Source organism: Streptomyces sp. LARHCF249 (genome assembly GCF_052871255.1).
The window spans coordinates 284,771-297,202 of record NZ_JBIXJQ010000009.1; the positions used below are offsets into that span (position 1 = coordinate 284,771).

8 protein-coding genes and 1 pseudogene are annotated in these 12,432 nt (G+C 71.6%); 5 read left to right on the forward strand and 4 right to left on the reverse strand.

Annotation, left to right across the window (positions count from 1 at the left end; translation table 11 throughout):
- The first annotated feature begins 6 nt into the window (after window positions 1-6).
- The 3 genes from nuoL to nuoN are packed head-to-tail and all read left to right on the forward strand — an operon-like array spanning window position 7 to window position 5,172.
- On the forward strand, window positions 7-1,947 hold the full coding sequence (nuoL, locus tag ACIPUC_RS26300; RefSeq protein WP_446592607.1) for an NADH-quinone oxidoreductase subunit L: 1,941 nt from the start codon (window positions 7-9) through the stop codon (window positions 1,945-1,947).
- 1 nt (window position 1,948) lies between these two features.
- The gene (locus ACIPUC_RS26305; protein WP_446592608.1) at window positions 1,949-3,520 is read left to right on the forward strand and encodes an NADH-quinone oxidoreductase subunit M; all 1,572 of its coding nucleotides are present in this window, start codon (window positions 1,949-1,951) and stop codon (window positions 3,518-3,520) included.
- A gap of 5 nt (window positions 3,521-3,525) precedes the next feature.
- Window positions 3,526-5,172: an NADH-quinone oxidoreductase subunit NuoN gene (gene nuoN, locus ACIPUC_RS26310; protein WP_446592674.1), complete on the forward strand. Its 1,647-nt coding sequence runs from the start codon at window positions 3,526-3,528 to the stop codon at window positions 5,170-5,172.
- Window positions 5,173-5,241: 69 nt separating this feature from the next.
- Here nuoN and ACIPUC_RS26315 read toward each other — a convergent pair whose 3' ends face one another.
- Both ACIPUC_RS26315 and fahA read right to left on the reverse strand, forming a co-directional pair.
- On the reverse strand, window positions 5,242-5,847 hold the full coding sequence (locus ACIPUC_RS26315) for a hypothetical protein (protein WP_446592609.1): 606 nt from the start codon (window positions 5,845-5,847) through the stop codon (window positions 5,242-5,244).
- Window positions 5,848-5,984: 137 nt separating this feature from the next.
- On the reverse strand, window positions 5,985-7,208 hold the full coding sequence (gene fahA, locus ACIPUC_RS26320) for a fumarylacetoacetase (RefSeq protein WP_446592611.1): 1,224 nt from the start codon (window positions 7,206-7,208) through the stop codon (window positions 5,985-5,987).
- Between the two features lie 141 nt (window positions 7,209-7,349).
- On the opposite strand from fahA, the gene ACIPUC_RS26325 reads away from it, so the two are divergent.
- Window positions 7,350-8,156: a Cof-type HAD-IIB family hydrolase gene (locus ACIPUC_RS26325; protein ID WP_446592612.1), complete on the forward strand. Its 807-nt coding sequence runs from the start codon at window positions 7,350-7,352 to the stop codon at window positions 8,154-8,156.
- 22 nt (window positions 8,157-8,178) lie between these two features.
- On the opposite strand, the gene ACIPUC_RS26330 is transcribed toward ACIPUC_RS26325, so the two are convergent.
- The gene (locus ACIPUC_RS26330; protein WP_446592614.1) at window positions 8,179-10,188 is read right to left on the reverse strand and encodes a CocE/NonD family hydrolase; all 2,010 of its coding nucleotides are present in this window, start codon (window positions 10,186-10,188) and stop codon (window positions 8,179-8,181) included.
- A 90-nt stretch (window positions 10,189-10,278) separates the two neighbouring features.
- Window positions 10,279-11,187: pseudogene (locus ACIPUC_RS26335) on the reverse strand (peptide MFS transporter); the annotation flags it as partial.
- Between the two features lie 190 nt (window positions 11,188-11,377).
- Here ACIPUC_RS26335 and ACIPUC_RS26340 point away from each other — a divergent pair.
- Complete coding sequence (locus ACIPUC_RS26340) at window positions 11,378-12,388, forward strand: polyprenyl synthetase family protein (protein ID WP_446592615.1); 1,011 nt, start codon at window positions 11,378-11,380, stop codon at window positions 12,386-12,388.
- Window positions 12,389-12,432 lie beyond the last annotated feature (44 nt).

The following is a 12,432-nucleotide window of genomic DNA, read 5'->3' on the forward strand; positions in this document are numbered from 1 at the left end:
TTCACAGTGGAGAATCTGATTGCGCTGCTGGTGGCAGCGCCCCTGCTCGGAGCGGCGGTGCTGCTGTGCGGCGGCCGGCGCCTCGACAAGGCCGGCCACTGGATCGGCACCCTGCTCGCGGCCGTCTCCTTCGTCATCGGCGCCGTGCTGTTCGCCGACATGCTGGGGCGCGGCGCCGAGGACCGGACCCTGCACCAGCGGCTGTTCAGCTGGGTGCCGGTGGAGGGCTTCCAGGCGGACATCGCGTTCCAGCTGGACCAGCTGTCGATGACCTTCGTCCTGCTGATCTCCGGGGTGGGCACGCTCATCCATGTGTACTCGATCGGGTACATGGAGCACGACGAGCGCCGCCGCCGCTTCTTCGGCTACCTCAACCTGTTCGTCGCGGCCATGCTGCTGCTGGTCGTCGCCGACAACTACCTGCTGCTGTACTTCGGCTGGGAGGGCGTGGGCCTCGCCTCGTACCTCCTGATCGGCTTCTGGCAGCACAAGCCCAGCGCGGCCACGGCCGCGAAGAAGGCCTTCCTGGTCAACCGCGTCGGCGACATGGGCCTGTCGATCGCGATCATGCTGATGTTCACCACCTTCGGGACCTTCGCCTTCGGGCCGGTGCTCGGCGCGGTGGGCGAGACGTCCGAGGGCACGCTGACGGCGATCGGCCTGATGCTGCTGCTGGCCGCCTGCGGCAAGTCGGCCCAGGTACCGCTGCAGTCCTGGCTCGGTGACGCGATGGAGGGCCCGACCCCGGTCTCGGCCCTGATCCACGCGGCGACCATGGTGACGGCGGGCGTGTACCTGATCGTCCGATCGGGCGCCATCTTCAACGGAGCCCCGGACGCCCAGCTGGCGGTCACCGTCGTGGGCGCGGTCACGCTCCTCTTCGGTGCGATCGTCGGTTGCGCGAAGGACGACATCAAGAAGGCCCTCGCCGGGTCGACGATGTCCCAGATCGGCTACATGATCCTGGCCGCGGGCCTCGGCCCGATCGGCTACGTCTTCGCGATCATGCACCTGGTCACGCACGGCTTCTTCAAGGCCGGCCTCTTCCTCGGCGCGGGTTCCGTGATGCACGGGATGAACGACGAGGTCGACATGCGCAAGTACGGCGGCCTGCGGAAGTACATGCCGGTCACCTTCGTCACCTTCGGCCTCGGCTACCTCGCGATCATCGGCTTCCCGGGCCTGTCCGGGTTCTTCTCCAAGGACATGATCATCGAGGCGGCCTTCGCCAAGGGCGGCACCACGGGCTGGATCCTCGGCGGCGTCGCCCTGCTGGGCGCCGGCATCACCGCCTTCTACATGACCCGCGTCATGCTCCTCACCTTCTTCGGCGAGAAGCGCTGGCAGCCGGCCCCGGACCCGGACAAGACCCCCGGGGTCGAGCCCGGTGCCGAGGCGCACCCCGGCGAGCTGCCGCACCCGCACGAGTCCCCGAAGTCGATGACCATCCCGATGATCGTGCTGGCCTTCGGGTCGGTCTTCGCGGGCGGGCTCTTCGGGATCGGCGACCGGTTCCTGAAGTGGCTGGAGCCCGTCACCGGGTACGCGCACGGCCACCCGCCGGTCAGCGCCATGACGGTCACCCTGGCCACGATGGCGGTCCTCGTCGTCGGCGTCGGCATCGCCTGGGCGATGTACGGCCGCAGGCACGTCCCGGTCGTCGCCCCGCGCGGCTCGTTCGTCACCCGGGCGGCCCGGCGGGACCTCCTCCAGGACGACTTCAACCACGTCGTGCTGGTGCGCGGCGGGGAGCACCTGACCCGCTCCCTCGTCTACGTCGACCACAGCCTGGTCGACGGGGTCGTCAACGGCACGGCCGCCTCGGTCGGCGGACTGTCCGGCCGGCTGCGCAAGCTGCAGAACGGCTACGCCCGCAGCTACGCGGTCTCGATGTTCGGGGGCACGGCGATCCTCATCGCCGCGACCCTGCTGATGAGGGCGGTGTGAGATGAGTTTCCCGCTTCTGACGCTGACGGCCGCGGTCCCCGCGGTCGGCGCGATCCTGACGGCGGCCGTCCCGGCCGCCCGCCGGACCGTGGCCAAGTGGCTCGCCCTGCTCTTCTCGCTGGCGACCCTGGCCCTCGCCGTGCTCGTCGCGGTCCGCTTCGAGCCCGGCGGCGACCGCTACCAGCTCACCGAATCCCGGGCCTGGATCGCCGACTTCGGGGTCCGCTACGAGCTCGGCGTGGACGGCATCGCGGTGGCGCTCATCGCGCTCACCGCACTGCTGATTCCCTTCGTGATCGGGGCCGGCTGGCACGACGCCGATCCGCTGGAGACGCAGTCGTCCCGGTGGCGGCCGACGCAGGGCTTCTTCGCCCTGATCCTGCTGGTCGAGGCGATGGTGATCATCTCCTTCGAGGCCACCGACGTCTTCCTCTTCTACATCTTCTTCGAAGCCATGCTCATCCCGATGTACTTCCTCATCGGCGGCTTCGGGGACCGGGCGCACTCCGGGTCCGACGAGAACGCGGCCGCGCAGCGCTCGTACGCGGCGGTCAAGTTCCTCCTCTACAACCTGGCCGGCGGCCTGATCATGCTGGCCGCCGTCATCGGGCTGTACGTGGTCGCCGGGAACTTCTCGCTCCAGGAGATCGCAGCCGCCCGCGCCGCGGGCACCCTCGACATGGCGACCAACACCGAGCGGCTGCTGTTCCTCGGCTTCTTCTTCGCCTTCGCGGTGAAGGCCCCGCTGTGGCCGCTGCACACCTGGCTGCCGAACGCGATGGGCGAGTCCACCGCCCCGGTCGCCGTACTGATCACCGCGGTCGTCGACAAGGTCGGCACCTTCGCGATGCTCCGCTTCTGCCTCGGCCTCTTCCCCGAGGCCAGCAAGTGGGCCACGCCGGTGATCGTGGTCCTGGCCCTGATCAGTATCGTCTACGGCGCGCTGGTCGCGGTCGGGCAGCGCGACATCAAGCGGCTGATCGCCTACGCCTCCATCTCGCACTTCGGGTTCATCGTCCTGGGCATCTTCGCGATGACCTCCCAGGGCCAGTCCGGTGCGACGCTCTACATGGTCAACCACGGCATCTCGACGGCGGCGCTGATGCTGGTGGCCGGCTTCCTGATCTCGCGGCGCGGCTCGCGGCTCATCGCCGACTACGGCGGTGTGCAGAAGGTGGCCCCGGTCCTCGCCGGCACCTTCCTGGTCGGCGGCCTCGCCACCCTCTCGCTGCCCGGGCTCGCGCCCTTCGTCAGCGAGTTCCTGGTCCTGGTCGGCACCTTCGCCCGGTACCCGGTCGCCGGCATCATCGCCACCATCGGCATCGTGCTGGCCGCGCTCTACACGCTGGTGCTCTACCAGCGCACGATGACCGGCCCCGTGAAGGAGGAGGTCCGCACCATGCCGGACCTGCGCCTGCGGGAGGTGCTGGTGGTCGCCCCGCTGATCGCGCTGCTGATCGGGCTGGGCGTGTACCCGAAGGTGCTGACCGACATCGTCAACCCGGCGGTGAAGCACACCATGTCGGACGTGAAGCAGACCGACCCCGCACCTGAAGTGGAGGCGGCGAAGTGAGCACACTGACTTCCGCCCACAGCCTGTGGCCGCTGGCGGCCGAGGCACCCGTCGACCGGATCCCGACACCGGTCATCGAGTACGCGCAGCTCGCGCCGACGCTGATCGTCGTGGGCGCGGCGGTCCTCGGGATCCTCGTCGAGGCCTTCGTACCCCGCAAGTCCCGCTACTACGTCCAGGTGTTCCTCACCGTCGCCGCGCTGGCCTCGGCCTTCGCGGCGGTCGTCGGCCTCGCGGCCGCCGGGTACGGGAGCACCAAGGCGCACATCGCGGCGATGGGCGCCATCGCCGTCGACGGTCCGGCGCTGTTCCTGCAGGGCACCATCCTGCTGGCCTCGGTCGTCGCGGTCTTCACCTTCGCCGAGCGGCGCCTCGACCCGGCCGCGCACGGCAACCGGGTGGACTCCTTCGCCGCCCAGGCGGCGTCCGTACCGGGCAGCGAGAGCGAGCAGGCCGCCGTCAAGGCCGGGTTCACCACCACCGAGGTCTTCCCGCTGGCCCTGTTCGCGATCGCCGGGATGCTGATCTTCCCGGCGGCCAACGACCTGCTGACGCTGTTCATCGCGCTGGAGGTCTTCTCCCTCCCGCTGTACCTGCTCTGCGCCGTCGCCCGCCGCCAGCGGCTGATGTCGCAGGAGGCCGCGGTCAAGTACTTCCTGCTGGGCGCCTTCTCCTCCGCCTTCCTCCTCTTCGGCATCGCGCTGCTCTACGGGTACGCGGGCTCGGTCTCGTACGCGGCGATCGCCGACGTGGTGGACGGCACGGTCACCAAGCTCGACCCGGCGCTGGCCGACACCATGGGCAACGACGCGCTGCTGCTGATCGGCGGTGCGCTGATCCTGATGGGCCTGCTCTTCAAGGTCGGCGCCGTCCCCTTCCACATGTGGACCCCGGACGTCTACCAGGGCGCTCCGACCCCGGTCACCGGCTTCATGGCGGCGGCGACGAAGGTGGCCGCGTTCGGCGCCCTCCTGCGCCTGCTCTACGTCGTCCTGCCCGGCCTGCGGTGGGACTGGCGGCCGGTGATGTGGGGCGTCGCGATCGTCACGATGCTGGCGGGCGCGGTGATCGCCGTGACCCAGACCGACGTCAAGCGGCTGCTCGCCTACTCCTCGATCGCGCACGCGGGCTTCATCCTGGCCGGTGTGATCGCGACCTCGGCGGAGGGCGTGAAGTCCGTGCTCTTCTACCTGGGCGCGTACTCGTTCGTGACGATCGGCGCCTTCGCGGTGGTCACGCTGGTGCGCGACGCGGGCGGGGAGGCGACGCACCTGTCGAAGTGGGCCGGTCTGGGCCGCCGTTCGCCGCTGACCGCGGCGGTCTTCGCGGTGTTCCTGCTGGCCTTCGCCGGCATTCCGCTGACGTCCGGCTTCGCGGGCAAGTTCGCCGTGTTCAAGGCGGCGGCGGAGGGCGGCGCCGGGGCGCTGGTCGTGGTCGGTGTCATCTCGTCGGCGATCGCGGCTTTCTTCTACATCCGGGTGATCGTCCTGATGTTCTTCAGCGAGCCGAAGGCCGACGGCCCGACGGTGGCCGTTCCCTCGCCGCTGACGATGACGACGATCGCGGTGGGTGTCGCGGTGACCCTGGTCCTGGGCGTGGCCCCGCAGTACTTCCTGGACCTGGCGGGCCAGGCGAGCACGTTCGTCCGCTGACCGCCTGCGGTACGGCGAAGGGCCCGGCCCCCTCACGGGGAGCCGGGCCCTTCGCCGTACGGGCCCGTCCTAGCCGCCGCCGTGCGCGTGAGCCGGTTTCGCGGGGGCGGCGTCCTTCCCGGGGCAGGTCAGCGCGGGGTTCCAGTTGTGGAAGCGGCCGGCGGGGTTGTCCTCGTACGCCCACATGTGGAGGTCGTAGTGCTTGGGCATGCCCGCCCAGTGGCCGGGCATGGGCCCGTCGAAGGGCAGCCCGAACATGCTCGGGCGGTCGTCGGCGGTCTTCAGGTCCTGGTCCCGGTCGGTCGACATCCACTCCACGGCCTGCAGCTTGCGGCGGCCGCTCTTGTCCGTCTCTGCGCTGTAGAGGAGCGCGGTCGGCTTACTGGGGTCGGTCGAACCCCAGTGGGCGTCCTTGACGTAGTGGTAGCCCATGGCGCCGGCCCCGAACGGGTTGTTCATGCACTGGCCGTGCGGGACGTACCCGTCCTTGACCGCTTCCCGCTCGTCCACGTACTTGGCCGTCGCCCGGATCGCCGCCGCCATGTCCCGCACGGCCTTGTGGTCGCGCGGGTCGGGCGCGGGCCCCTCCACCCCGTGGGCGGGTGCCACGGCGGCCAGGCCCAGGGAGAAGGCGGCCGCACAGGCGAGCAGGGTCTTCCGGCTGCGTACGGGCATGGTGGCGGCTCCTCGCGGTGGGGGTACGGGGTACGGGTTCGCCGTTTCCGTTCGTCCGTCCACCATCCCGGCCCGTCCCGCCCCGCGCACGTGGCGCGCCTCCGAACGGGGGGCGGGGGGCCGGGCGGTACCGCCGTCTAGCGGGATCCCACGATGCGGCCGGTGACCTCGCCCAGGCCCACGCGGGTGCCCGCGGCGCCGGGTGCCCAGGCGGTGAGGGTGACGGTGTCCCCGTCCTCCAGGAAGGTGCGCTTGCCGTCGGCGAGTTCGATCGCGTCGCGCCCGTTCCAGGTCAGCTCCAGCAGCGAGCCGCGCTGGCCCGTCTCGGGGCCGCTGACGGTGCCGGATCCGTACACGTCACCGGTGCGCAGGGAGGCGCCGTTGACGGTCATGTGGGCGAGCTGCTGCGCGGCGGTCCAGTACATCGACGCGAACGGCGGCTGCGCGACCTCCTGCCCGTTGATGGAGACGGTGATGCGCAGGTCGAAGCCGCCGGGCCGGTCGGCCGAGGCGTCGTCCAGGTAGGGCAGGAGGGGGAAGTCCCGCGCGGGCGGGGCGACTCGGGCCGCGTCCAGGGCCTCCAGCGGGGTCACCCAGGCGGAGACGGAGGTGGCGAAGGACTTGCCGAGGAACGGGCCGAGCGGCACGTACTCCCAGGCCTGGATGTCGCGCGCCGACCAGTCGTTGAGGAGGAACAGCCCGAAGACGTGGTCCTCGAACTCGCCCAGCGCCACCGGGCGGCCCAGCTCGGAGGGGGCGCCGACGACGAAGCCGACCTCGGCCTCGATGTCGAGCTTGACGGACGGGCCGAAGACGGGCGCCGGGTCGGTGGGCGCCTTGCGCTGCCCGGAGGGCCGTACGACGTCCGTCCCGGACACGACGATGGTCCCCGACCGGCCGTGGTAACCGATGGGCAGGTGCTTCCAGTTGGGGGTCAGTGCGTCCCCGTCCGGCCGGAAGATCCGCCCGACGTTGGTGGCGTGGTGCTCGCTCGCGTAGAAGTCGACGTAGTCGGCGACCTCGTACGGGAGGTGCAGCACGACCTCGTCGAGCGCCAGCAGGTGCGGCTCCACGGTGGGGCGGTGGCCGGGGTCGGTGACCCAGGCGGTCAGCGCGCGGCGCACGTCGCGCCAGGCGGTGCGCCCGGCGGCCAGCAGCGGGTTGAGCGAGGACTGCCCGAGCAGCCCGGCGTACGGGGAACCGAGCGCGGCCGCGGCCGCCCCCGCGTCGAGCACGTGTCCGCCGATCCGCACGCCGATCCGGCGGCGGTCTTCCCCGGCTGTCGAGAAGACGCCGTAGGGGAGGTTGTGCGGCCCGAACGGGTCGCCCTCGGGAACATCGAGGGGGCTCTGCTGGGGCATGGGGTGCTGCCTCGCTTTCGACGCGGTCCGGGGGTGTCCCGGCGGCTGGTTGACACGTTACGTGGCTGGTGGGGCCTGCGGGAGGCCGGATTCGGGCGCTATTTGTAGGACTTGTCCAAGGGGGTCCGTATCCTTGGCGCCGTGACTTCCGCCCTCCCCTATGCCTTGATCGCCACTGACCTGGACGGGACTCTGCTGTGCGCCGGGGACACCGTCTCCGCCCGCTCGTACGCGGCGCTCGCGACGGCGCGCGCCGCGGGCGCGCAACACATCATCGTCACCGGCCGCCCCGTCCCGCAGGTCCGGCACGTCCTGGACGGGCTCGGCTACGGGGGGCTCGCGGTGTGCGGGCAGGGCGCGCAGGTGTACGACGCGGCACGCGGGCGCCTGTTGCACTCCGTGTCCATGGACCGGGGGCTGGCCGAGGTGGCGCTCGGCAAGATCGAGGCGGAGATCGGCGAGGTCTACGCGGCGGTCAACCAGGAGGGCGTCGACGCGGAGATGCTGATAGGGCCGGGCTACCGGATGTGGCATCCGCACCTGCCGACGGTCCGGGTGCCGCGGCGGTCGGACCTGTGGTCGGCCCCGATCAACAAAGTGCTGCTCCAGCATCCCCGGCTGGACGACGACGAGCTGACGCGGGTGGCGCGGTCGGTGGTCGGTGACCTGGTGAACGTCACCATGGCGGGGGAGCACACGGTGGAGCTCCAGCCGCCGGGCATCGACAAGGCCAGCGGGCTCGCGCGGGCGGCGGCGGTCCTGGGCGTGCCGCCTTCGGCGACGATCGCCTTCGGCGACATGCCGAACGATGTCCCGATGTTCGGCTGGGCCGCGTACGGGGTGGCCATGGCCGACGCGCACCGCGAACTGGTCGCCGTCGCGGACGAGGTCACCCTGTCGAACGAGTCCGACGGCATCGCGGTGGTCCTGGAGCGCCTGTTCGGCTGACCGGCGGCACCCGGCGGGGCGGTCAACCCGCAGCCCGGGGGAGGCGGCGTTCCCACGTGCGGTGGAAGACGACCTCGTCACCCTCCCGGCACACCACCTCGTTCGACGTCATGAAGCCGCCCTCGTCGCACGAGATCTCCGACCGGGTCTCGACCCGCGCGTCCCAGCCCCGTTCCGGCCGGTGGAGCCGGATCCGCCAGTCCGAGCGGGTGCGGGCCGACAGCGGGTCCGCGTCCTGGATCTCGTACACCTCCAGCGCGTCCTCGCTGAACTCCAGACCGTCCGGGTACACCCGCGTGCCCCCGTACCGGGGGTCCACCTCCAGCCGCCAGCTCCCGCGCGCCACGTCCCGTACGACCACCCGCTCCGGCCGCGGTTCGTCCAGCGTGGCCGGAAACGCCACCCCCAGCGGCTCCGCCTGCTCCGGCGCCTCGAAGACGATCCCCTCGTCCGCGCCGGGAGGCGACCCGGCCCGCACCGGGAGCGTCAGCGCACTGCCCGCCGGGTCCAGGGTCCAGCCCGCCTCGGAGCCGGCCCGCGGCCAGATCCACGGCCAGTACGCGGACGAGACGGCGAGCCGGATCCGGTGCCCCGGCGCGAAGGCGTGGCCGATGCCGTTCAGCTCGAAGGCGACGTCCTGGTACGAGCCCACCGGCCACGGCACGGCCCGGTCCCGGCCCTGACGGGCGGAGAGGTTCAGCACGCCCCGGGTGACCAGCGTCGAGGAGCCGTCGGGGGCTACGTCGCACAGCCGGGCCACCGCCTGGCCGTAGGGGACGTCCAGCCGCAGCCGCAGCGTCACCGACGGCCGCCCCAGGATCTCCACCGGCTCGGCGCCGGCCACCGGGAACTCGAAGCACGCCGACTTCGCGTCCTCCTCCCGCTGGTCCGGCGGCAGGTCGGCGTCGTTGCCGAAGGGGAAGAAGCGGCCCGCGTCCAGCCCGGTGTGCTGCGGGGAGGCGACGGCCACCGGCGCGCCCTGGAACCCGTACGAGACCGGGACCACCGACGGCGAGGGCCAGGCCCTCTCGCCGACCCAGCGGCCCGGGAGTTCCTCGTACGAGGTCGCCGGCGGGTGGGAGCCGCTGATCCAGGAGCGCAGCAGCGGCTCGTCCAGTACGCCGTTGTCCTCGCCGCGCAGCCAGTGGTCCCACCAGCGCAGGGTCTCCTGGAGGAAGCCGATGGAGGGGCCGGGCGGCAGCCCGCGGTCCGGGTACTGGTGGGACCACGGGCCGATCAGGCCGCGCACCCGGGAGGACGGCAGCGCGGAGACCAGGCGCAGCACGGTGTCCCGGTACGGATCGTGCCAGCCGCCCACCGCGAGGACCGCCGCGCCGATCGCGGAGTAGTCCTCGCAGACGCTGCCGTGGCGCCAGTAGGCGTCGCGGGTCTGGTGCGAGAGCCAGGTGTGGATGAGCGGTTCGACCGACTCCAGCCGGTCCAGCCACTGCTGCCGCCAGCCGTCGCCGACGAACTCGGGGTCCGGCGGGCGGGAGGCGAAGGCGAGCATGGTGGCCGCCCACGCGTGCATGTCCACGGCCAGCACCGAGCCGCCCATGTAGTGCACGTCGTTGTCGTACCGGTCGTCCGTCGAGCACACGGTGACGATCGCCTTCAGCGGTTCGGGGGCCAGGGCGGCGATCTGGAGCGAGTTGAAGCCGCCCCAGGAGATGCCGAACATCCCCACCGACCCCGTGCACCACGGCTGCGCCGCCAGCCACTCGATCACCGCGACCCCGTCGGCAAGTTCGCGGGCGTCGTACTCGTCGCCCGGACGGCCCCCGCTGCACCCGTGGCCGCGTACGTCCACGCGGACCGAGGCGTAGCCGTGCCCGGCGTACCAGGGGTGGCGCTGCCAGTCGCGGGGCGCGGTCCAGTCGGTGAGCCGGTACGGGAGGTACTCCAGCAGCGCCGGTACGGGCTCCTCGGTCACCGGGCGCCAGACCCGGGCATAGAGCTCCACCCCGTCGTGCATCGGGATCCGGACATCCTCGCGGGTGGTCCCGTACGGGAAATCGGTGCGGATGATCATCAGGTCTCACTCCCCACAAGCCTCAGTGGACGGGGTGCATCGTGCGCCGCAGCCAGGGCGCGAGCGCGATCACGGCCAGGCCCGCGGCCACCGCGATCCCGCCGCGGACGTCACCCGCGGGCTGCGGAACATGACGGCGAAGTAGACGGCCGGCGCGATCACCGAGACGAGGGTGAGCAGGTCGACGAACCGGCCCATCGTCAGCCAGCCGGCGGCGGCCAGCAGGGTGGCGGGCACGGCGAAGCCGAGGCAGCCGCCGATGATCTTCGTCACGGCGGCGCGCATCGCGGCGGGGGCGAGGGCGGCGCAATCGTGTCCGGACGTGGCCGCGTGCTTGCGTCCGGCCAGGTGGCGGCGGCCCAGGACGTACTGGACCAGGCCGGCGGTCATGCCGATGGCGGCGGCGGAGAAGCCCCAGTGCCAGCCCTTGTGCTCGCCGAGCCAGCCGGTGATCAGCGGTCCGGCGAAGGCGCCGGTGTTGATGCCGATGTAGTAGAGGGCGAAGCCCGCGTCGCGCCGGTCGTCGTCGGTCCGGTAGAGCTCGCCGACCATGCCGGCCACGTTCGGCTTGAACAGGCCGGTGCCCGCGCTGATCAGGCCGAGGCCCACCCAGGCCATGGCGGCGGTCGGCACGGCCATGGCGTAGTGGCCGCAGGCGATGAGGATGCCGCCCCAGAGCACGGCGCGGTACGAACCGAGGATGCGGTCGGCGAGCCATCCGCCGGCGACGGAGACGAGGTAGACCATGGTCCCGTAGGCCGCCGATACGGAGGCCGCGGTGCCCGGGCTCATCCCCAGGCCGCCGTTCGCCACCGCGTCCGCGAAGTAGAGGACCAGGATGGCCTGCATGCCCAGGAACGAGAAGCGCTCCCAGACCTCGAGCCCGGACAGGGTCGCGAGTCCCCGGGGGTGGCCGAGGAAGGCGTGGTCGTCGCGGAGTGGCGGCTGGTCCGCCTCCGGTTCCGCGGGTTCCTCTATAGCGGTCGCAGTTCTGGACAAAACGCATTCTCCGGTTGATTCGGCTCCTCAAGAACATACCGGTGCGCTTCGGGCGGTGCGCGGGTGGCGACCGGACAGGCGCTCTCGGTGATCGAAAACAGACCCGATACGCTGGGTTGAGTGATGGCAGCGACACATCGACAATCCAGGTGATCGTCAACGTGATCGTCAGCAGACAGGAGTACCCCTCGTGACCGTCGTCGGGCCGTTCGGACTGAGCGTGCGGGACCAGGCTCTTGAGACCGATGTCCAGGCCGGACTGGCCGCCGTCGAGGCGGGTCTGCTGGAAGCCACCAAGAGCGAAGTCCCCTTCATCACCGAGGCCGCACAGCATCTGGTGCGGGCCGGTGGCAAGCGTTTCCGCCCGTTGCTGGTGATGCTCGCGTCCCGGTTCGGCGATCCCTACGCGCCCGGCATCGTGCCGTCCGCGGTGGTCGTGGAGCTCACGCACCTGGCGACGCTCTACCACGACGACGTCATGGACGAGGCGGACGTACGCCGTGGGGTGGAGAGCGCGAACACCCGCTGGGGCAACTCGGTGGCCGTCCTGACGGGTGACTTCCTGTTCGCCCGTGCCTCGCACATCCTGGCCGACCTCGGGCCGGAGGCCGTACGCATCCAGGCCGAGGCCTTCGAGCGGCTGGTGACCGGCCAGATCCTGGAGACGGCCGGCCCGCGCGACGGCCGCGACCCGGTCGAGCACTACCTCGACGTCATCGCCGGCAAGACCGGCTCGCTGATCGCCGTCTCCGGCCGCTTCGGCGCGCTGATGTCCGGCGCCGACGAGTCGGTCGTCGACATCCTGACCCAGTACGGCGAGCGGCTCGGCACCGCCTTCCAGCTCGCCGACGACGTCCTGGACATCGCCTCCGACGCGCACGAGTCCGGCAAGACCCCGGGCACCGACCTGCGCGAGGGAATCCCGACCCTGCCCGTGCTGCGGCTGCGCGAGACGGCCGCCCGCGACGGCGCCCCGGAGGACCTGGAACTCGTACGGCTCCTGGACGGGGACCTGACGGACGACGCCCGCCACGCCGAGGTGCTCACCCGGCTCCGGGCGCACCCCGCGCTGGAACAGGCCCGCCGCGACACGATCCGGTACGCGCAGGACGCGCGGGCCACGCTCGCACCGCTGCCGGAGTGCTTCGCGAAGTCGGCGCTGGAAGAGCTCTGCGACGCGGTGGTGCACCGGGCGGGCTAGCACCTGTCCTTCGGAACGGGCCCTTCCGCCCCATCGACCCCTAC

What these genes read in the sequence shown, in the direction of transcription:
- ACIPUC_RS26305 (WP_446592608.1), top strand. Translation starts at nt 1,949, where the DNA reads ATGAGTTTCCCGCTTCTGACGCTGACGGCCGCGGTCCCCGCGGTCGGC.
- ACIPUC_RS26315 (WP_446592609.1), bottom strand. Translation starts at nt 5,847, where the DNA reads ATGCCCGTACGCAGCCGGAAGACCCTGCTCGCCTGTGCGGCCGCCTTC.
- ACIPUC_RS26330 (WP_446592614.1), bottom strand. Translation starts at nt 10,188, where the DNA reads ATGATCATCCGCACCGATTTCCCGTACGGGACCACCCGCGAGGATGTC.
- fahA (WP_446592611.1), bottom strand. Translation starts at nt 7,208, where the DNA reads ATGCCCCAGCAGAGCCCCCTCGATGTTCCCGAGGGCGACCCGTTCGGG.